Genomic DNA, 21,170 nt, shown 5'->3' on the forward strand with positions numbered 1-21,170 from the left:
CGCTGCCGCTCGACTTGCATGTGTTAGGCCTGCCGCCAGCGTTCAATCTGAGCCATGATCAAACTCTTCAATTTAAGTTTGATGCTCGTGAATTAAACTTCGTAATGAATTACGCATGTTCACTCAGAGACTTGGTATTCATTTATTGTCCGAAGACATTAAGAATCCATGTCACTTTGAGTGCCCACACAGATTGTCTGATAAATTGTTAAAGAGCAGTGCAACGCGGCTTTCGCTCACCGTTGCGAGGTGGCGTATATTACGCTTTCCTCTTTCAGAGTCAACCCGTTATTTCAGGATTTTTTCTCTTCAACCGACCGGGCTGTTTGTGAAGTGATTCACATCCGCCGTGTCGATGGAGGCGCATTATAGGGAGTTCTCCGCAGGCCGCAACCGCTAAATGACAGAAAAATGACTGACTGCTGCATTCCACAGCAAAACCCCGCCTTATACCTTTTTACGCACAGACTTATCCACAATGATACGAAAAAGTAAAAATGTGCGAGCGTTGCGCAAACGTTTTCGTTAAAATGCTCGCGCTTAACAAGGATGCCTCGTCAGGTGTGTTAGATGAGTTTTTCACAGGAAAATTCATCTAACGCTCTCTGTAATCGTGAAATCCAGGGGATTTACCATGCAACAACGTCGTCCAGTCCGCCGCGCTCTGCTCAGTGTTTCTGATAAAGCCGGTATCGTCGAATTCGCTCAGGCACTTTCTGCACGCGGTGTGGAGCTGCTTTCCACAGGTGGAACCGCTCGCCTGTTAGCAGATAAAGGTCTGCCGGTAACCGAAGTGTCCGATTACACCGGTTTCCCGGAAATGATGGATGGACGCGTCAAAACCCTGCATCCGAAAGTCCACGGCGGTATTCTTGGCCGTCGCGGCCAGGACGACGCCATTATGGAACAGCACGACATCGCGCCGATCGACATGGTTGTCGTTAACCTCTACCCGTTTGCCCAGACCGTTGCCCGCGAAGGCTGCTCCCTGGAAGATGCTGTAGAGAACATTGATATCGGCGGCCCGACCATGGTGCGCTCTGCGGCCAAGAACCATAAAGATGTCGCCATCGTGGTAAAGAGCAGCGATTACACCACCATTATTAATGAGATGGACGCCAACGAAGGGTCGCTGACCCTGGAAACGCGTTTCGACCTCGCCATCAAAGCCTTCGAACACACCGCGGCGTACGACAGCATGATCGCCAACTATTTCGGTAGCCTGGTACCGGCTTACCACGGTGAAAGCAAAGATCCTTCCGGCCGCTTCCCGCGCACCCTGAACCTGAACTTCATTAAGAAGCAGGATATGCGTTACGGTGAGAACAGCCACCAGCAGGCAGCCTTCTATATAGAAGAAGAGGTAAAAGAAGCCTCTGTTGCGACCGCTCAGCAGGTTCAGGGCAAAGCGCTCTCCTATAACAACATTGCCGACACCGACGCGGCGCTGGAATGCGTGAAAGAGTTCAGCGAGCCGGCCTGCGTTATCGTCAAGCACGCCAACCCATGCGGCGTGGCGGTAAGCACGTCGATTCTGGAAGCTTACGATCGCGCGTACAAAACTGACCCAACCTCCGCGTTCGGTGGCATCATTGCCTTCAACCGCGAGCTGGATGCGGAAACGGCTCAGGCCATCATCTCCCGCCAGTTCGTTGAAGTGATCATCGCGCCATCGGCCTCCGAAGAAGCGCTGAAAATCACCGCGGCAAAACAGAACGTGCGCGTGCTGGTTTGCGGCCAGTGGGCAGAACGCGTGCCGGGCCTGGACTTCAAACGCGTAAACGGCGGTCTGCTGGTTCAGGATCGCGATCTGGGTATGGTGACAGAAGCCGACCTGCGCGTGGTGACCAAACGTCAGCCGACCGAACAGGAACTGAGTGACGCGCTGTTCTGCTGGAAAGTGGCGAAGTTCGTGAAATCCAACGCCATCGTCTACGCGAAAGAGAACATGACCATCGGGATAGGCGCAGGCCAGATGAGCCGCGTTTACTCTGCGAAAATCGCGGGTATTAAAGCAGGTGACGAAGGTCTGGAAGTCAAAGGCTCCGCCATGGCCTCTGACGCCTTCTTCCCGTTCCGTGATGGTATCGACGCCGCAGCCGCTGTCGGCATCACCTGCGTGATCCAGCCTGGCGGTTCAATCCGCGACGACGAAGTGATTGCCGCTGCCGACGAACACGGCATCGCGATGATCTTCACCGACATGCGCCACTTCCGCCATTAATTCCCGGAGCTGAAAATGAAAGTATTAGTGATTGGTAACGGCGGACGCGAGCACGCGCTGGCGTGGAAAGCGGCGCAGTCTCCGCTGGTGAAAACGGTCTTCGTGGCACCGGGCAACGCCGGTACCGCACTGGAACCCGCGCTGCAGAACGTGGCTATCGGCGTGACCGACATTCCGGCGCTGCTGAGTTTTGCCCAGAGCGAGAAAATCGACCTGACCATCGTCGGCCCGGAAGCGCCGCTGGTGATTGGCGTGGTGGATGCGTTCCGCGCAGCGGGCCTGAAAATCTTCGGCCCAACGGAAGGCGCCGCGCAGCTGGAAGGCTCCAAAGCCTTCACCAAAGATTTCCTCGCGCGTCATAACATCCCGACGGCGGAATATCAGAATTTCACTGAAGTGGAGCCTGCTTTGGCCTACTTACGTGAGAAGGGCGCGCCGATTGTTATCAAGGCCGACGGTCTGGCCGCCGGTAAAGGCGTGATCGTCGCGATGACGCTCGACGAAGCCGAAGCCGCGGTTCAGGACATGCTGGCAGGTAACGCCTTTGGCGATGCGGGCCACCGCATCGTGATTGAAGAGTTCCTCGACGGTGAAGAGGCGAGCTTTATCGTCATGGTCGACGGCGAGCACGTTCTGCCGATGGCCACCAGCCAGGATCACAAGCGTGTGGGTAATGGCGACACGGGTCCTAACACCGGCGGGATGGGCGCTTACTCCCCTGCTCCGGTCGTGACTGACGACGTTCACCAGCGCACCATGGATCGCATCATCTGGCCTACCGTGAAGGGAATGGCAGCAGAAGGGAATACCTACACCGGTTTCCTTTACGCAGGTCTGATGATCGACAAGCAGGGTAACCCTAAGGTCATCGAATTCAACTGCCGCTTTGGCGATCCGGAAACGCAGCCCATCATGCTGCGCATGAAATCCGATCTGGTGGATCTGTGCCTGGCAGCCTGCGATGGCAAGCTGGACGAGAAAACCTCCGAATGGGACGAGCGTGCGTCTCTCGGCGTGGTGATTGCTGCGGGTGGTTATCCGGGCAACTACAGCACCGGAGATGAAATCCACGGTCTGCCGCTGGAAGAGAGGGAAGGTGCGAAGGTGTTCCACGCTGGTACGAAGCTGGCTGAGGACGATCGCGTTCTGACCAACGGCGGCCGCGTGCTGTGTGCAACCGCGCTGGGCCATACCGTGGCAGAAGCGCAGAAGCGCGCCTATGCGCTGATGGCGGATATTCACTGGAACGGTAGCTTTAGCCGTCAGGATATCGGCTATCGCGCGATTGCGCGCGAGCAGGGGGAGTAATTCCTCCTCGCCCTCACCCTCTCCCACGGGGAGAGGGGATCGTTCGTAGGCCGGATAAGCGTCAGCGCCATCCGGCTTAATCCACAGAACTCAGAAACTCTTCTCTGTCGGCTGCCAGGTGCAGAAGTCTTCGTTCGCCACCAATAGCAATTGAGAACCTTCCGGCGCCTCAAGCCACGCCACACTCACTTCCATTGATGAATGACGCTGACGGCGTTGAATGTGTTCGGTCGCCCAGGACTCGAGCTCAGGCTTGACCGTTTGCCCTTCGCAGGTCGTCACCGTCCCGTCGTTATGCCAGCGCCCCTGGCGCAGCACGACGCGTCCCAGACGAAGCGCATCGCTGGTCTGGCGGATTTGTTCGGCCCGGTAACGGTAGAGGGCGATTTGATCGCTGGAAAGCTGCTGTTTTTGACCGCTGACTTCGCGCTGCATAAAGCTCAGCTCGCCATGGTCGTCAAAACGCACTTTCACGTGTTCGGGGGTCTTGCTGTAGACGTTCAGCTCAATCAGCGACAGGTCATCTCCCTGCCAGCGATACTCCGCCGTCGATGTATTGCCGCTATGCCACGGGCTGAAGGCAGAAAGCAGATGCACTTCGCCGCCGGAATCTTTACGCCAGATCCTGACCGCGCCCTGGTTGTCCGCGTAGCCGCTGGCGGTAAACGGCGGCAAAGCGGTGTCGTGGCTACAGGCTGACAGCAGCAGCATGCCTGCCAGCGCGAGCGTTCCGCGCCAGAAAGACAAAAGGGGCGTTGCCGCCCCTTCGCTAAAACTGTTCACTGCCACGCGTCTTACTTAACTGCGTCTTTCAGTGCTTTACCAGAAACAAATGCCGGCACGTTCGCTGCGGCGATTTTGATTTCTTTACCGGTCTGCGGGTTGCGGCCAGTACGCTCAGCGCGGTGGTTCACTTTGAAGGTACCGAAACCAACCAGTTGTACAGCATCGCCTTCTTTCAGAGACTCAGTAATAGCAGCCAGGGTAGATTCCAGAGCAGCTTTAGCCTGCACTTTAGACAGATCAGCCTTGTCCGCAATTACATCAATCAGTTGAGTCTTGTTCATAAGTTATCCTTTCAATGTGTTTATCGCTTGCTAAGCATCGAGTGCGACGAAAATGCCAAAAAAGCACTCTCCTGCATACACGCACCGATAGCCACTTTTTTTCGCCCCCCAAATGTAGACCAGACAAGGGGCGAAAGGGAAGAGTCGAGGAGCGACAAAACGGGCGTTATCTCAAGTTTTCTTATCTCATTGGTTAAAAATTATACCAATATTACTCTCACCGGCCTCACGTAAGTCCGCGCGCAGCCCTTTTATCAGTTCAATATCGCGTTCTTCACACTCTGCCAGCAGGCGGAAAATTTCCCACTGGATATCCCATTCTTGCTCAACGGCCGGGTTTGCGCGCAGCTCTTCGTCGGTCATTTCGCGACCTTCCTGGGTCATTTCCAGCATCGCCACGGTAGTGATAGAGGCCTTACTGACTTCGATAGCGTGCTCCAGCGTCTCACCGCTCAGGCGGGAGTGGAGCAATTCGCTTAACGCCACGCAGGCATCAATTGCCGGGTAGACGCCGTACAGGTCAAAATCATCCGCCACCGGAATCGCCTCTTCGAGCTTTTCGAGCTGAGAGTCGAAATTCACCTTCGCGTCTTTCACCGTCAGCGTTTCCCAGATCAGATCCAGAATGCGGCGGTAGATATGGCCATCACCAAAGCCCGTCTGCTTGCAGAACGCGGCATAGTTGGGATACATGCGCTCGCACAGGCAAGCCATAAAGGTGACGTGCTGCCAGCTTTCCAGCTTTTCAAGGCGCAGGTGAATCGGGTTTTGTAGCATGATGATCTCTCGAATCGAAAATTAGGCGCAGTTTACCTGAATCATCGCTGAATTTCCTGCCAACGAACAAAAGCCGGACGCGAAGAGGCCACCGCGTCAGCCCAGCGCGTCGGCTCCGGTAAGCGGTAACCCTTCATGCAGCGCTGCACCCACGCCAGAGCGCTGTCCATGCTTACCCGATGGCCGGTGGCGATGAACAGCGGATTACAGCGAGCCTTGCTGCGCCAGACCCACGCCAGCTGCTCGCCCTTATGGATGAGCGGCGCCAGCGCACCCGGCTCGGCGGAGAGTGGCTCAAACGCCCCGCACAGGCGTTTCTTGGCAACGCCAATGGTCGGCACATCCACCAGCAGCCCAAAGTGGCTGGCAACGCCTAAGCGGCGCGGGTGTGAGATCCCGTGCCCATCGACAAACAGCAGGTCAGGTTTTTGCGAGAGCTGCTCCCACGCTGCCAGCAGCGCGGGATATTCGCGAAAGGAGAGAAAGCCGGGAATATAGGGCATGGTGGTGGCAATACGCGCGATCTTGTACTCCACCAGCTCGAGCGAAGGGTACTTCAGTACCACCATCGCCGCTCGCGTCACGTCCCCACCCTGCTCGAACCCGACGTCTGCTCCGCCAATGTACTGCGGAGGATCCTTATCCAGACGATCCTCGCGGATCACCGATGAGGCCAGTTCGATTTGTTGAGCGCGTAGCGACGCGAGATCCATAACGACTCCTTACTTGTGATACTGGGCAGAAAGCCGATGCACCGCCTCCACAAATACGCCTGCGTGCTCTGGCGGAACATCCTGATGAATACCGTGGCCGAGGTTAAAGACGTGGCCTTCCCCCTGGCCGAAACCAGACAGTATAGTCGACACTTCTTCTTCAATGCGGGCAGGCGGCGCATAGAGCATGGACGGGTCCATATTGCCCTGCAGCGCCACTTTGTCGCCCACGCGGCGGCGGGCATCGGCAATATCGGTGGTCCAGTCGAGACCCAGCGCGTCGCAGCCGGTGGCCGCCATCGCTTCCAGCCACTGGCCGCCACCTTTGGTGAACAGCGTCACCGGCACGCGGCGACCTTCGTTTTCACGCAGCAGGCCGTCGACGATTTTATGCATGTAGTACAGGGAGAACTGCTGATAATCGCGGCCGGTCAGCACGCCGCCCCAGGTGTCGAAAATCATCACCGACTGTGCACCTGCCTTAATCTGCGCGTTCAGATAGAGCGTGACGCTCTTCGCCAGCTTGTCGAGCAGCGCATGCAGGGCCAGCGGCTCGGCGTACATCATCTTTTTAATCAGGGTGAAGGCTTTACTGCTGCCCCCTTCCACCATATAGGTCGCCAGCGTCCACGGGCTGCCGGAGAAGCCAATCAGCGGCACTTCGCCTTTCAGCTCGCGGCGAATGGTGCGCACGGCGTTCATCACGTAGCCCAGTTCACCTTCCGGATCGGGGATCGGCAGCTTGTCCACGTCGGCTTTGCTTTTAATCGGAGAGGTGAAACGCGGGCCTTCACCCGTTTCAAAGTACAGGCCAAGGCCCATGGCATCCGGAATGGTCAGAATATCCGAGAAGAGGATCGCCGCATCCAGCGGGAAGCGGCGCAGCGGCTGGAGCGTCACTTCACAGGCCAGCTCGGCGTTTTTGCACAGCGACATAAAATCGCCCGCCTGCGCGCGCGTGGCTTTGTACTCTGGAAGATAGCGTCCCGCCTGGCGCATCATCCACACCGGGGTGACATCAACGGGCTGGCGCAGCAGCGCACGCAGATAACGATCGTTCTTCAGTTCGGTCATTTTTGCAGTTCCTTAAGCGTCATGGCCTCAGTGTAACACTACTCATACTCGGCCCGACACATCGCTACGGTATCTTCTATCAGCCGGCGCGCCACGGTGCCCGGCGGTGGTAACAGCGGTAAATCGTCGTAGCGATACCAGTTCGCGTCCAGCAGCTCTTTCTGATCGATAACGATCTCGCCGCTGTCGTATTCGGCCATAAAGGCCGTCATCAGCGACTGCGGGAACGGCCACGGCTGGGAGGTGACGTAGCGCAGGTTCTTCACTTTGATCCCGCTCTCCTCCATCACCTCGCGCGCCACCGCCTGCTCCAGCGTTTCGCCCACCTCGACGAAGCCGGCCAGCACGGTGTGAACGCCGTTGCGATGGCGGGTATGCTGCGCCAGCAAAATAGAATCATCCCGGCGGATAGCGACGATGATGCACGGCGCAATCTGCGGATAGTAGCGCTCGCGGCAGTGGCTGCAGAGCATCGCCCACTCGGTTTTGCTCGGACGCATGGTATGACCGCAATAGCCGCAGTATTTATGCGAGCGGTAAAACTCCGCCAGCTGCACGCCGCGCCCCGCCAGCTGGAATAGGCCCACGTCCAGATCCAACACCTGGCGAACGGATCCCATATCCTGACGACGCGCTTGCTGGATCAACCACACGGGCTCACCCTGCCACTCGCCGATCTTTAGCGCTGGCTGGCCCACGAGATCGAACGTTTCCGCTGCACCGTAGGGCAGTTCACCACCGGGCAACCATAATTTTTGTTCGTGGCTGACGATCCACCAACCCAGATCTGATTTTTCAATAATACGATCCATATCTATTGCACTACCTTCGCTTCACTGACATGTTGTTAGCATTGTGGTTACATTCTGGATAAGCAGATTCAATCCTACACTTTGCGGAGTCGACCATGTTAAACCAGCTAGAAAGCCTGACTGAGCGCGTTAGAGGAAGTAACAAACTGGTGGATCGCTGGCTTCATGTGCGCAAGCATCTACTCGTGGCTTATTACAATCTGGTCGGCATTAAGCCTGGCAAAGAATCGTTTATGCGGCTGAACGAAAAAGCGCTGGATGATTTTTGTCAGGGCCTGGTCGACTATCTGTCCGACGGCCATTTCAATATTTATGAACGCATTATCCGCGAAATGGAAGGGACAACGCCGTATTTAGCGGCCAGCAAACTCTATCCGCTGCTGGAGGCCAACACCCAGCAGATCATGGATTACTATGATTCCACGCTCGAGAATGCCATCGATCACGATAACTACCTTGAGTTTCAGCGGGCATTATCCGACCTCGGTGAAGCGCTGGAGGAGCGATTCACGCTGGAAGATAGGCTGATTAGCCTCGTCCTGGATGCCAGTCCCGAAGATAACGTCGCGCGCCCGGCTTGAGTTCTTAATCGTTAACGAGTAATTTACAACCATTCGCCCCTCTCACGAGGGGGATTTTTCTTGTCGGAGTGCCCAGAGCGAAAGCCGGGCTGAGACCGTTAATTCGGGATCCGCGGAACCTGATCAGGCTAATACCTGCGAAGGGAACAAGAGTCACACTGCTGTTGTATCGCCCCCCGGGCGATCCTCTCTTGCTTCATCCGTCGTCTGACAAGCCATGTCCTTCACTTTTGGAATGAGCTATGTCTACTGCAAAACTGACCCGCCGCGAACAGCGCGCACAGGCCCAACACTTCATCGACACCCTGGAAGGCACCGCTTTCCCGAACTCGAAACGCATCTACATTTCCGGCTCGCAGGCCGATATCCGCGTCCCGATGCGCGAAATCCAGCTCAGCCCGACGCTTATCGGCGGCAGCAAAGAGAATCCGCAGTATGAAGACAACGAAGCCGTACCGGTGTATGACACCTCCGGCCCGTACGGCGATCCCTCTGTTACGATCAACGTTCAGCAGGGTCTGGCAAAGCTGCGCCAGCCGTGGATTGAGGCGCGTAACGACTGCGAAGAACTCAGCGTACGCAGTTCTGCGTACACCAAAGAACGCCTGGCCGACGACGGTCTGGACGCGCTGCGCTTTACCGGCCTGCTGACGCCAAAACGTGCCAAAGCGGGCAAATGCGTGACCCAGCTGCACTACGCCCGCCAGGGGATCGTCACGCCGGAGATGGAGTTCATCGCCATCCGCGAGAACATGGGCCGCGAGCGTATCCGCAGCGAAGTGCTGCGCTACCAGCATCCGGGAGAGGGCTTTGGCGCGCGACTGCCGGAGAACATCACGCCGGAATTCGTGCGTGACGAAGTGGCCGCCGGGCGCGCGATTATCCCCGCCAACATTAACCACCCGGAATCCGAGCCGATGATTATTGGCCGCAACTTCCTGGTGAAGGTCAACGCTAACATCGGTAACTCGGCCGTCACCTCCTCCATCGAAGAAGAGGTGGAAAAGCTGGTCTGGTCAACGCGCTGGGGCGCGGACACGGTAATGGATCTTTCCACCGGCCGCTACATTCACGAAACCCGCGAGTGGATCCTGCGTAACAGTCCGGTACCGATTGGCACCGTCCCGATTTATCAGGCGCTGGAGAAGGTCAACGGCATTGCCGAAGATCTGACCTGGGAAGCGTTCCGCGACACGTTGCTGGAGCAGGCCGAGCAGGGCGTCGACTACTTCACCATTCACGCGGGCGTGCTGCTGCGCTACGTGCCGATGACCGCGAAGCGTCTGACCGGTATCGTCTCGCGCGGCGGTTCCATCATGGCGAAGTGGTGCCTCTCCCATCACCAGGAGAACTTCCTCTACGAACACTTCCGCGAGATCTGCGAAATCTGCGCCGCTTATGACGTCTCCCTCTCGCTGGGCGACGGCCTGCGCCCGGGCTCCATCCGTGACGCCAACGACGAAGCGCAGTTTGCCGAGCTGCACACGCTGGGCGAACTGACCAAAATCGCCTGGGAGTATGACGTGCAGGTGATGATTGAAGGCCCGGGACACGTCCCGATGCAGATGATCCGCCGCAACATGACCGAGGAGCTGGAGCACTGCCACGAAGCGCCATTCTATACCCTGGGGCCGTTGACCACCGATATTGCGCCGGGCTATGACCACTTCACGTCAGGCATTGGCGCGGCGATGATCGGCTGGTTCGGCTGCGCCATGCTCTGCTACGTGACGCCGAAAGAGCACCTCGGCCTGCCAAACAAAGAGGACGTGAAGCAGGGGCTGATTACCTACAAAATTGCCGCCCACGCGGCGGATCTGGCCAAGGGCCATCCGGGCGCGCAAATCCGCGATAATGCCATGTCGAAGGCGCGCTTTGAATTCCGCTGGGAAGATCAGTTCAACCTGGCGCTGGACCCGTTCACCGCCCGCGCCTACCACGACGAAACCCTGCCGCAGGAATCGGGCAAAGTCGCGCACTTCTGCTCCATGTGCGGACCAAAATTCTGCTCGATGAAAATCAGCCAGGAAGTGCGCGACTACGCCGCCACGCAAACCATTGAAGTGGGTATGGCGGACATGTCTGAAACCTTCCGCGCCAAAGGCGGCGAAATCTACCTCAAAAAAGAGGAGGCGTAATGTACCAGCCCGATTTCCCACCCGTCCCCTACCGTTTAGGGCTCTATCCGGTAGTGGACAGCGTGGCGTGGTTAGCACGACTGCTGGAGGCAGGCGTGCGCACCCTCCAGCTGCGCATTAAGGATAAGCGCGATGACGAGGTGGAAGCCGATGTGGTTGCCGCCATTGCGCTGGGGCGTCGGTATAACGCCCGGCTGTTTATCAACGACTACTGGCGGCTGGCCGTTAAGCACCGGGCGTACGGCGTGCATCTGGGTCAGGAGGACCTGGAAACAACGGATCTGAGCGCAATCCGTGAAGCCGGGCTGCGTCTTGGCGTGTCAACGCACGATGACATGGAGATCGACGTGGCCCTGGCGGCCCGTCCCTCATACATCGCGCTCGGTCACGTCTTCCCGACGCAAACCAAGCAGATGCCCTCCGCACCGCAGGGTCTGACGCAGCTGACGAGTCACGTTAAACGCCTTGCCGATTACCCCACCGTCGCCATCGGCGGAATCAGCCTTGAACGTGCCCCGGCGGTGCTGGAGACCGGTGTCGGCAGCATCGCCGTCGTCAGCGCCATCACACAGGCCGCAGACTGGCGGTCCGCCACCGAACAGCTTTTACAGCTGGCAGGAGCAGGCGATGAATGATCGCGACTTTATGCGCTACAGCCGTCAGATCCTGCTGGAGGATATCGCCATCGACGGCCAGCAAAAACTGCTCGCCAGCCGGGTACTGATTGTTGGCCTGGGGGGGTTAGGTGCACCCGCCGCGCTCTATCTGGCAGGTGCGGGTATCGGCACGCTGGTGCTAGCCGACGACGATGAGGTCCACCTCAGCAATCTGCAGCGGCAAATCCTCTTTACTACCGACGATATCAACCAGCCGAAAGCGAAAATCACCCGGCAGCGGCTGAACCAGCTTAACCCGGATATCGAGCTGATTGCCTTACAGGAGCGTCTTAGCGGTGAAAGCCTGCACCGTGAAGTCGCCCTTGCCGACGTGGTGCTGGACTGTACCGACAACATGGCGACGCGCCAGGCGATCAACGCCGCATGCGTGGCCAATCATACGCCGCTTATCACCGCCAGCGCGGTCGGGTTCGGCGGGCAAATGATGGTGCTGACGCCACCGTGGACGCAGGGCTGCTATCGCTGCCTGTGGCCGGACGATGCCGAGCCGACGCGCAACTGCCGTACGGCGGGCATACTTGGTCCAGTGGTCGGCGTGATGGGCACCATGCAGGCGCTGGAGGCTATCAAGCTGCTCAGCGGCATGGAGACGGAACGCAATACGCTGCGGCTGTTTGATGCCCGCTCCAGCGGCTGGCGCCAGCTGGCGTTACGCCGCGCCAGCCGCTGCCCGGTATGCGGAGGCCGCGATGCGCATTCTGTTTAACGATGAGCCGATGAGATGCGACGACGGGCTTACCGTTGCCGCACTGCTCGACAAGCTGCGTCAGCTCAAGCCGGGAACGGCGCTGGCGCTCAATCAACAGATCCTGCCGCGCGAGCAGTGGGAACATCAGCAGGTCAATGAAGGCGACCAGATCCTGCTGTTTCAGGTTATCGCAGGGGGCTGAGATGTTACGTATTGCCGATAAGGTTTTTGATTCGCATCTGTTTACCGGAACCGGAAAATTCGCCTCGCCGCAGCTGATGGTGGATGCCATTCGTGAAAGCGGCAGCCAGCTGGTGACGCTGGCGCTCAAGCGCGTGGATCTGCGCCATCACAGCGATGCCATTCTGGCTCCGTTGCTGGAAGCAGGCGTGACGCTGCTGCCCAACACCTCCGGAGCGAAAACCGCCGAAGAGGCGATTTTCGCCGCACAGCTGGCGCGTGAAGCGCTCGGCACCCGCTGGCTGAAGCTGGAAATCCATCCGGATGCCCGCTGGCTGCTGCCCGACCCGATTGAAACGCTGAAAGCGGCTGAAAAGCTGGTTCAGCAAGGGTTTACCGTCCTGCCTTACTGCGGGGCCGACCCGGTGCTGTGCAAACGGCTGGAAGAGGTCGGCTGCGCCGCCGTCATGCCGCTGGGGGCCCCCATTGGCTCCAACCAGGGGCTGGAAACCCGCGCGATGCTGGAAATCATTATTGAGCAGGCTACCGTGCCGGTGGTGGTTGATGCGGGCATTGGCGTGCCCAGCCATGCCGCGCAGGCGCTGGAAATGGGGGCTGACGCGGTGCTGGTCAATACGGCTATCGCGGTTGCCGACGATCCGGTCATGATGGCGCGGGCATTCCGCCTGGCCGTGGACGCTGGCCTGCTGGCAAGGGGATCCGGCCCCGGCTCGCGCAGTTTCCAGGCGCAGGCCACCAGCCCGCTGACCGGTTTTCTGGAGGCGATCTCATGAGCACGTTTACCGAGCGCTGGCGACAGCTTAACTGGGACGACATTGCCCTGCGCATCAACAGCAAAACGGCGGCTGACGTGGAGCGCGCGCTGCATGCCCGTCAGCTGACCCGCGAGGATCTGATGGCCCTGCTCTCCCCGGCGGCCAGCGCGTACCTCGAACCGATGGCTCAGCGAGCGCAGCGGCTCACCCGCCAGCGTTTTGGCAACACGGTGAGCTTCTACGTGCCGCTCTATCTCTCCAACCTGTGCGCCAATGACTGTACCTACTGCGGCTTCTCCATGAGCAACCGCATCAGGCGTAAAACCCTTGATGAGGGTGAGATTGCCCGTGAGTGTGCAGCCATCCGTGAAATGGGCTTTGAACATCTTCTGCTGGTCACGGGCGAGCATCAGGGGAAGGTGGGAATGGACTATTTCCGTCGGCACCTTCCCGCCATTCGTCGTCAGTTTGCGTCGTTGCAGATGGAAGTGCAGCCTCTGTCGCAGGAGGAGTACGCGGAGCTCAAAACGCTCGGGCTGGACGGCGTTATGGTCTATCAGGAAACCTACCACGAGGCGACGTACGCCCGGCACCACCTGAAAGGCAAGAAACAGGATTTCTTCTTCCGCCTGGAAACGCCGGACAGGCTGGGTCGCGCCGGCATCGACAAAATCGGTCTGGGTGCGCTGATCGGGCTCTCCGACAGCTGGCGGGTGGATTGTTACATGGTGGCGGAACATCTGCTGTGGCTTCAACAGCGCTACTGGCAGAGCCGTTATTCCATCTCCTTCCCGCGCCTGCGTCCCTGCGCGGGAGGAATTGAACCGGCTTCTCTGATGGATGAACGCCAGCTGGTGCAGACCATCTGCGCGTTTCGCCTGCTCGCCCCGGAAGTAGAATTATCGCTCTCAACGCGCGAGTCCCCGGCGTTTCGCGATCGCGTCATCCCGCTTGCGATTAACAACGTCAGCGCATTTTCCAAAACGCAGCCAGGCGGCTACGCCGACGATCGTCCGGAGCTGGAACAGTTTGTACCGCATGATGGCCGACGTCCGGAAGCGGTCGCTGCCGCCCTGACGGCGCAGGGTCTTCAGCCTGTCTGGAAAGACTGGGACAGCTGGCTGGGAAGAGCCTCGCAGTGACGTTGAAACGCACTGCAACACGTTAAAAAATTATCGAGGCGCAACGAAAAGGCAAAACCGGAGGATTGTCAGCGATCGTCCGGTTTTTTATTGTCACACGGTCAGCAACGGATGCTGACCAGGGCGAAAAGCTTCTTCCTCGTTTCGCCCTGCCTCTGGTGCATTACACAAACGGTCCCTGCCAGTTTAATAAGTATTTTCTTAATGGTTCTTAAGATAAATCATCCCGTCAGAAATCGTGTGCCGTATAATTCACCGCTAACCGCAGGACAGCGACTATGCTGAGAGGATATCGGCAGACGAAAAGTATTCACCATCAGGAACGATGTACAGCTCATGGCACTTCACAGCAAAAAGCTCTCTTTTACCCGGCCCATTATGCTCAGCTTTGCGGGGATCCTCTGCAGTTTTGCGGTGATCGCGATCGCGGTGACGCTTTCGCAACGGAAGGATTTTCTTGAGGATTATCATAAGATCAATAGCAACTTCACGCATAACCTGGCAGTGAACTACACCGAATCTATCCTGCGTGAAAACGACTATATCCTGGGCCGTTCCGCGATGTACTTTGCGCGCGACGACAGGCTAAACGAGACGCTCAACGTCAATCCGACGCAGGGATTGCAGATGATGATGCATCTGCAGAACCTGATGCCGACCGTCTCCTCCATCTCGCTGGCGGACACGCAAGGGCATTATCTCCGCGCACCGGAAGTGCTCCCCACGGAGACGAGTAAAACCTTCGATCCCCGGACGCGACCGTGGTTTGTCGCCCAGGCGGAAGCCAGCATCTTCAGCCACTATACCCGTCCCTACATGGACTACTTCACCGGCCATCCGACGGTGACGCTTTATAAGCCTTTGATATCGCCTGAAGGGAGGCTGAAGGGAACGCTCGCTTTCCATCTCGATTTGACCTCAATGGGCTTCACCCTGCGTCAGATGGTGGCGCCCGTTCAGGGGGAATTCTTCGTCGTCGAACGCGATGGTGCCGTGGTGCTGCATCCGGATACCGGCGCGCTCTTCAAGCAGTATGTGAGCGAAGCGTTGATGGATAAAATGACCAGCGGCGAAGGTCATCTTTACGACAAGAAAAGCAACGCCTGGTATTACTACTACTCGTTTACCAACCCGGACTGGTTTGTCATCTACCGGGTATCCGGCGCGACGCTCACCGATATTACCCGCCACGAAACGACAATCGTTGGCTGGGGATTTGCGCTGGCGGCCATCATCATCATCCTCTTCGGCTTATACCTCCGCCACGCCTCGCGTAGCGTGCTGATGCACATTATCAATGCCATCAAAACCGGCGATGTCAGCGAGGCGCCGCGCCTGGAAGCGATGCTGAGCCACACGATTCAGTCCAATAAAGAGCGCGAAATGGCGTATGTGCGCCAGGCCACCCATGATGCGCTGACGGGCTGTAAAAACCGCCGCGCGTTCGACAGCGATGTCGCAGAGCTGCTGAATACTCAGCAGCCTTTCGCGATGGCGCTGGTGGATATCGATAACTTCAAGTCAATTAACGACACGCTGGGTCACCTGACCGGTGATATCGTTCTGCGCAACGTGGCTCGGGAAGGGATCCAGATTATGCAGCCACATCATGTTTCGGTTTACCGTTATGGTGGAGAAGAGTTCGCGGTCATCTTCCAGGCGGAGCAGATGTCTTCCGCGCTCTCCTTGCTCGAAGCGTGGCGTACCGCCGTTGAAAATCGCGTCTGGCGGGAAGAAAACCTGCGCGTTACGTTCAGCGGTGGTCTTGGGGAGTGGCATTTTGAACCGCTGGAACAATTCGTCGGAAGCGTTGATAACGCCCTCTACAGCGCCAAACAGCAGGGAAAAAACCGCATCGTTCGCACATCCATCAGTTAATCCTCTCTCCTTCACCCTGCCCGTTTCGACGGGCTGGGTACCCACCAGTGTAAAATTGTAACCGGTTTCAGAAAATCGCCTGTTTCTTTGTGATGCCTGACACACAATCGCGGTAAAGCGGTTGTTGAAGCGGTCTGCACGGGATAATTATCAATAAACACATGTAGATCGAGGCTGATTATGAAGAACATCGTTTTATGCTGTGCAGCGGGAATGTCAACCAGCATGCTGGTTCAACGTATGAAAGACGCCGCGCAGAAAAAAGGGGTTGAAGTCACCATTAAAGCCGTTCCGGTTGCGGAGTTTAAAGACAACATCGCGACGGCCGACATCGTATTACTGGGGCCACAGGTTAAATACGAGCAGGCTAAATTACAGGCACAGGCCGACCCGTTAGGTAAAAAGGTCGCGGTGATCGACATGATGGATTACGGCATGATGAAAGGTGATGCCGTACTGGATAAAGCGCTCAAACTTCTGGAGTCATAATGGAAGACTTAGAAACCACGATTATGGAACTGCTTGTTAACGCAGGTGCAGCGCGCAGTGCGGCCCTGACGGCGTTGCAGATGGCGCGTAAAGGTGAGTTTGACGAAGCTGAAAAAGCGATGGAAGAGTCGCGTGAATATGTGAAACATGCGCACACCATACAGACGCAGCTTATTGGTCTTGATGAGGGGACCGGGAAGCTTCCGGTTAACCTGATCACCGTCCACTCTCAGGATCACCTGATGAACGCCATGGTCATTCAGGACCTGGCAGGCGATATGATTGAGCTTTATCGCCGGATCCCGTTAGTGAATTGAAAACATGCAGATGTAAAAAAACCCGCCGAGGCGGGTTTTTTATTAGCGGCTCAACGATTACTCGTTGTCGGAACCACCCAGACCTGCGTTCAGCAGTTCTGCCAGGCTCGCGGATGCATCTTCAGCAGTCACCTGCGGTGCAGCTGGCAGTTCGCCCGCAGCACGACGACGCATACGATCCTGATGGTACGCATAACCGGTACCAGCCGGGATCAGACGACCCACGATAACGTTCTCTTTCAGACCGCGCAGTTCATCACGTTTACCTGCAACAGCGGCTTCGGTCAGGACACGAGTCGTTTCCTGGAACGATGCTGCAGAGATGAAGGACTCGGTTGCCAGAGACGCTTTGGTGATACCCAGCAGATCGCGCGAGAAGGTCGCACCGATTTTGCCGTTCGCTTCCAGTTCGCGGTTAGCGATCTTGACGCGTGAGTATTCAACCTGCTCGCCTTCCAGGAACTCGGAGCTGCCCGCGTTTTCGATGGTTGCTTTACGCAGCATCTGACGAACGATAACTTCGATGTGCTTATCGTTAATCTTAACGCCTTGCAGACGGTAAACGTCCTGTACTTCGTTGGTGATGTAACGCGTTACCGCGTGTACGCCACGAAGACGCAGAATGTCGTGCGGTGCTTCTGGACCATCGGAAACCACGTCACCACGTTCTACACGTTCACCTTCGAACACGTTGAGCTGACGCCACTTAGGAATCATCTCTTCGTACGGTTCGCTGCCATCTACTGGTGTGATAACCAGACGGCGTTTACCTTTGGTCTCTTTACCGAAGGAGATGATACCGCTGATTTCAGCCAGGATTGCAGGCTCTTTCGGACGACGCGCTTCGAACAGGTCCGCAACGCGTGGCAGACCACCGGTGATGTCCTTGGTACCGCCGGATTCCTGAGGAATACGCGCCAGGGTGTCACCAGAGCTGATCTGTACGCCATCTTCCAGTTGTACAATCGCTTTACCCGGCAGGAAGTACTGCGCAGGCATATCGGTACCTGGGATCAGAACGTCGTTACCCTGAGCATCAACGATTTTCAGTGCAGGACGCAGATCTTTACCACCGGTAGTACGTTCAGCAGAATCCAGAACCACCAGAGAAGACAGACCGGTCAGCTCGTCGGTCTGACGAGTAATGGTCTGGCCGTCAATCATGTCAGTGAAGCGGATGAAACCACTTACTTCGGTGATAACCGGCATGGTGTGTGGATCCCAGTTTGCAACGGTTTCACCGCCGGCAACCTGCTCGCCATCACCTTTCGCCATAACCGCACCGTAAGGCACTTTATAGCTCTCTTTGGTACGACCGAATTCGTCGATCAGCTTCAGCTCGGTGTTACGGGAAGTGATGACCAGTTTACCGCTGGAGTTCACAACCGACTTCGCGTTGCTGAGCTTGATGCTACCTTTGTTTTTCACCTGGATGCTGGATTCAGCAGCCGCACGAGATGCCGCACCACCGATGTGGAACGTACGCATCGTCAGCTGTGTACCCGGCTCACCGATGGACTGTGCCGCGATAACGCCGATGGCTTCACCTTTGTTGATGATGTGGCCACGCGCCAGGTCACGACCGTAGCAGTGTGCACATACACCAAAGTCGGTGTCACAGGATACAACGGAACGGACTTTCACGGAGTCAACAGAGTTCGCTTCCAGCAGGTCACACCAGTGCTCGTGCAGCAGCGTGTTGCGTGGAACCAGAATGTCTGCCGTACCCGGCTTCAGAATGTCTTCCGCGGTTACACGACCCAGAACGCGATCGCGCAGTGGCTCTTTAACATCACCACCCTCGATAACCGGGGTCATGGTGATACCTTCGAGGGTGCCACAATCGTCTTCGGTCACAACCAGGTCCTGCGCAACGTCAACCAGACGACGCGTCAGATAACCGGAGTTCGCTGTTTTCAGTGCGGTATCCGCCAGACCTTTACGCGCACCGTGCGTGGAGATGAAGTACTGGAGTACGTTCAGACCTTCACGGAAGTTCGCGGTGATTGGCGTTTCGATGATGGAGCCATCTGGCTTCGCCATCAGACCACGCATACCTGCCAGCTGACGAATCTGTGCTGCAGAACCACGCGCACCGGAGTCGGCCATCATGTAGATGCTGTTGAAGGAAACCTGCTGCTCTTCAACGCCGTCACGGTTAATCACGGTTTCGGTCTGCAGGTTATCCATCATCGCTTTGGATACACGATCGTTCGCCGCGGCCCAGATATCGATAACTTTGTTATAGCGTTCGCCCGCGGTAACCAGACCAGACTGGAACTGCTCCTGGATCTCAGCAACTTCAGCTTCCGCTTCAGAGATGATCTCGTGTTTCTTCTCTGGGATGACCATGTCATCGATACCAACAGATGCACCTGAACGCGCTGCATACGCAAAGCCGGTGTACATTGTCTGGTCAGCGAAGATAACGGTCGGCTTCAGACCCAGAATGCGGTAACAGGTGTTCAGCATTTTGGAGATCGCTTTCTTGCCCAGCGCCTGGTTGACGATGGAGAAAGGCAGACCTTTCGGTACGATCATCCACAGAATGGCACGGCCAACGGTCGTGTCTTTCAGGCTGGTTTTCGCAACGAATTCGCCGTTTGCATCTTTTTCGTATTCGGTGATACGCACTTTAACGCGCGCATGCAGAGAGGCCAGGCCAGCGCGATAAATACGCTCAGCTTCTTTCGGGCCAGTCAGCACCATGCCTTCGCCTTTGGCGTTAACACAGTCACGGGTCATGTAGTACAGACCCAGTACAACGTCCTGAGAAGGAACAATGATTGGCTCACCGTTCGCTGGAGACAGGATGTTGTTGGTAGACATCATCAGCGCACGCGCTTCGAGCTGGGCTTCCAGCGTCAGCGGTACGTGAACAGCCATCTGGTCACCATCGAAGTCGGCGTTATATGCCGCACAAACCAGCGGGTGCAGCTGGATAGCTTTACCTTCGATCAGGACCGGCTCAAATGCCTGGATACCCAGACGGTGCAGGGTTGGTGCACGGTTCAGCAGTACCGGGTGTTCGCGGATCACTTCGTCCAGGATATCCCAAACGACAGCTTCTTCACGCTCAACCATTTTCTTCGCGGCTTTGATGGTGGTGGCCAGGCCACGCAGTTCCAGCTTGCCGTAGATGAATGGTTTGAACAGCTCCAGTGCCATTTTCTTCGGCAGACCGCACTGATGCAGACGCAGGTATGGACCTACGGTGATTACAGAACGACCGGAGTAGTCAACACGCTTACCGAGCAGGTTCTGACGGAAACGACCCTGTTTACCTTTGATCATGTCGGCCAAAGATTTCAGAGGACGTTTGTTAGAACCGGTGATCGCACGACCACGACGACCGTTATCCAGCAGGGCATCTACCGCTTCCTGCAGCATACGTTTTTCGTTGCGTACGATGATGTCCGGCGCAGCCAGATCCAGCAGACGTTTCAGACGGTTGTTACGGTTGATCACGCGACGATACAGATCGTTCAGATCGGACGTTGCGAAACGACCACCATCCAGTGGAACCAGTGGACGCAGATCTGGCGGCAGAACCGGCAGAACGGTCAGGATCATCCACTCTGGCTTGTTACCAGACTGAACGAACGCTTCCAGCAGTTTGATACGCTTGGTCAGCTTTTTACGCTTGGTTTCGGAGTTGGTTTCGTTCAGCTCTTCACGCAGCTGCTCGCACTCTTGCTCCAGATCCATGCTCTTCAGCAGGGCCTGAATAGCTTCCGCACCCATCTTCGCGTCGAATTCGTCACCGAACTCTTCCAGCGCGTCCAGATACTGCTCTTCAGTCAGGATCTGATGACGTTCCAGGTTCGTCATCCCCCCTTCGATAACCACATAAGATTCGAAGTACAGAACACGTTCGATATCACGCAGCGGCATATCCAGCAGCAGACCGATACGGGACGGCAGGGATTTCAGGAACCAGATGTGAGCAGTCGGAGACGCCAGCTCGATGTGGCCCATACGCTCACGGCGTACTTTGGTCTGGGTCACTTCAACGCCGCACTTCTCACAGATCACACCGCGGTGTTTCAGGCGCTTGTACTTACCGCACAGGCACTCGTAATCTTTTACTGGCCCGAAAATACGCGCACAGAAAAGGCCGTCACGCTCAGGTTTGAACGTACGGTAGTTGATGGTTTCCGGCTTTTTAACTTCACCGAAAGACCATGAACGGATCATGTCTGGCGAAGCCAGAGCAATTTTGATCGCATCAAACTCTTCGGTTTTAGTCTGCGCTTTCAGAAACTTTAATAAATCTTTCACGGATTTGCTCCCGTCGGAGTTAGCACAATCCGGTGCCGGGGATTAACC

General features: G+C 56.9%; 19 protein-coding genes, 1 rRNA gene and 1 riboswitch. Of the genes, 12 read left to right on the forward strand and 8 right to left on the reverse strand.

Annotated elements, in window-relative coordinates; all coding sequences use genetic code 11:
• A 16S ribosomal RNA gene (locus BMW97_RS23315) occupies positions 1 to 74 on the reverse strand; the annotation flags it as partial.
• Between the two features lie 560 nt (positions 75 to 634).
• Between BMW97_RS23315 and purH the strand changes: the two genes are divergently transcribed.
• Entirely contained in the window at positions 635 to 2,224 is a 1,590-nt protein-coding gene (gene purH, locus BMW97_RS23325) for a bifunctional phosphoribosylaminoimidazolecarboxamide formyltransferase/IMP cyclohydrolase (RefSeq protein ID WP_045909511.1), read from the forward strand.
• A gap of 15 nt (positions 2,225 to 2,239) precedes the next feature.
• On the forward strand, positions 2,240 to 3,532 hold the full coding sequence (gene purD, locus BMW97_RS23330; protein ID WP_045909512.1) for a phosphoribosylamine--glycine ligase: 1,293 nt from the start codon (positions 2,240 to 2,242) through the stop codon (positions 3,530 to 3,532).
• Positions 3,533 to 3,622: 90 nt separating this feature from the next.
• On the opposite strand, the gene BMW97_RS23335 is transcribed toward purD, so the two are convergent.
• From BMW97_RS23335 to nudC, 6 genes are all read right to left on the reverse strand, one after another.
• Positions 3,623 to 4,315, reverse strand: coding sequence for a DUF1481 domain-containing protein (locus tag BMW97_RS23335; RefSeq protein WP_045909513.1), 693 nt, complete (start codon positions 4,313 to 4,315; stop codon positions 3,623 to 3,625).
• 11 nt (positions 4,316 to 4,326) lie between these two features.
• On the reverse strand, positions 4,327 to 4,599 hold the full coding sequence (gene hupA / locus BMW97_RS23340) for a nucleoid-associated protein HU-alpha (RefSeq protein ID WP_002445246.1): 273 nt from the start codon (positions 4,597 to 4,599) through the stop codon (positions 4,327 to 4,329).
• Positions 4,600 to 4,785: 186 nt separating this feature from the next.
• Positions 4,786 to 5,376, reverse strand: a complete 591-nt coding sequence (locus BMW97_RS23345) for a YjaG family protein (protein WP_008503468.1) — start codon at positions 5,374 to 5,376, stop codon at positions 4,786 to 4,788.
• A 41-nt stretch (positions 5,377 to 5,417) separates the two neighbouring features.
• Positions 5,418 to 6,089: a deoxyribonuclease V gene (nfi, locus tag BMW97_RS23350; protein WP_045909514.1), complete on the reverse strand. Its 672-nt coding sequence runs from the start codon at positions 6,087 to 6,089 to the stop codon at positions 5,418 to 5,420.
• 9 nt (positions 6,090 to 6,098) lie between these two features.
• Positions 6,099 to 7,163, reverse strand: a complete 1,065-nt coding sequence (hemE, locus tag BMW97_RS23355; RefSeq protein ID WP_024908252.1) for a uroporphyrinogen decarboxylase — start codon at positions 7,161 to 7,163, stop codon at positions 6,099 to 6,101.
• A 38-nt stretch (positions 7,164 to 7,201) separates the two neighbouring features.
• On the reverse strand, positions 7,202 to 7,975 hold the full coding sequence (gene nudC / locus BMW97_RS23360; RefSeq protein WP_045909515.1) for an NAD(+) diphosphatase: 774 nt from the start codon (positions 7,973 to 7,975) through the stop codon (positions 7,202 to 7,204).
• A gap of 95 nt (positions 7,976 to 8,070) precedes the next feature.
• Here nudC and BMW97_RS23365 point away from each other — a divergent pair, with 95 nt between their 5' ends.
• From BMW97_RS23365 to BMW97_RS23410, 10 genes are all read left to right on the forward strand, one after another.
• Positions 8,071 to 8,556 carry an Rsd/AlgQ family anti-sigma factor gene (locus BMW97_RS23365; RefSeq protein ID WP_045909516.1) on the forward strand — a complete coding sequence of 162 codons (486 nt, stop codon included), beginning with the start codon at positions 8,071 to 8,073 and terminating at the stop codon, positions 8,554 to 8,556.
• 54 nt (positions 8,557 to 8,610) lie between these two features.
• Positions 8,611 to 8,719: riboswitch (TPP riboswitch) on the forward strand.
• Positions 8,720 to 8,798: 79 nt separating this feature from the next.
• Positions 8,799 to 10,694 carry a phosphomethylpyrimidine synthase ThiC gene (gene thiC / locus BMW97_RS23370; RefSeq protein ID WP_045909517.1) on the forward strand — a complete coding sequence of 632 codons (1,896 nt, stop codon included), beginning with the start codon at positions 8,799 to 8,801 and terminating at the stop codon, positions 10,692 to 10,694.
• A complete protein-coding gene (thiE, locus tag BMW97_RS23375) occupies positions 10,694 to 11,329 on the forward strand; it encodes a thiamine phosphate synthase (RefSeq protein WP_045909518.1) in 636 nt (211 codons plus the stop codon). Before thiC ends, thiE begins: the two co-directional genes overlap by 1 nt.
• Positions 11,322 to 12,077 (forward strand): HesA/MoeB/ThiF family protein, encoded by a 756-nt coding sequence (locus BMW97_RS23380; RefSeq protein WP_045909519.1) that lies wholly within the window; start codon positions 11,322 to 11,324, stop codon positions 12,075 to 12,077. Before thiE ends, BMW97_RS23380 begins: the two co-directional genes overlap by 8 nt.
• Positions 12,061 to 12,261: a sulfur carrier protein ThiS gene (gene thiS / locus BMW97_RS23385; protein WP_032644502.1), complete on the forward strand. Its 201-nt coding sequence runs from the start codon at positions 12,061 to 12,063 to the stop codon at positions 12,259 to 12,261. The genes BMW97_RS23380 and thiS overlap by 17 nt, the downstream gene beginning before the upstream one ends.
• Before the next feature lies 1 nt (position 12,262).
• The gene (gene thiG, locus BMW97_RS23390) at positions 12,263 to 13,033 is read left to right on the forward strand and encodes a thiazole synthase (RefSeq protein ID WP_045909520.1); all 771 of its coding nucleotides are present in this window, start codon (positions 12,263 to 12,265) and stop codon (positions 13,031 to 13,033) included.
• Positions 13,030 to 14,157, forward strand: a complete 1,128-nt coding sequence (thiH, locus tag BMW97_RS23395; RefSeq protein WP_045909521.1) for a 2-iminoacetate synthase ThiH — start codon at positions 13,030 to 13,032, stop codon at positions 14,155 to 14,157. The genes thiG and thiH overlap by 4 nt, the downstream gene beginning before the upstream one ends.
• Positions 14,158 to 14,493: 336 nt before the next feature.
• A complete protein-coding gene (locus tag BMW97_RS23400; RefSeq protein ID WP_045909522.1) occupies positions 14,494 to 16,035 on the forward strand; it encodes a sensor domain-containing diguanylate cyclase in 1,542 nt (513 codons plus the stop codon).
• 180 nt (positions 16,036 to 16,215) lie between these two features.
• Complete coding sequence (locus BMW97_RS23405) at positions 16,216 to 16,524, forward strand: PTS sugar transporter subunit IIB (RefSeq protein ID WP_008503456.1); 309 nt, start codon at positions 16,216 to 16,218, stop codon at positions 16,522 to 16,524.
• A complete protein-coding gene (locus tag BMW97_RS23410) occupies positions 16,524 to 16,841 on the forward strand; it encodes a PTS lactose/cellobiose transporter subunit IIA (protein WP_008503455.1) in 318 nt (105 codons plus the stop codon). Before BMW97_RS23405 ends, BMW97_RS23410 begins: the two co-directional genes overlap by 1 nt.
• Before the next feature lie 57 nt (positions 16,842 to 16,898).
• Here the strand turns inward: BMW97_RS23410 and rpoC are convergent, their stop codons facing one another.
• Positions 16,899 to 21,122: a DNA-directed RNA polymerase subunit beta' gene (gene rpoC, locus BMW97_RS23415; protein WP_045909523.1), complete on the reverse strand. Its 4,224-nt coding sequence runs from the start codon at positions 21,120 to 21,122 to the stop codon at positions 16,899 to 16,901.
• Between the last annotated feature and the right edge of the window lie 48 nt (positions 21,123 to 21,170).

The sequence above is a fragment of the Enterobacter sp. NFIX58 genome (assembly GCF_900110475.1).
In the GTDB taxonomy this organism is placed as follows: domain Bacteria; phylum Pseudomonadota; class Gammaproteobacteria; order Enterobacterales; family Enterobacteriaceae; genus Enterobacter; species Enterobacter quasiroggenkampii.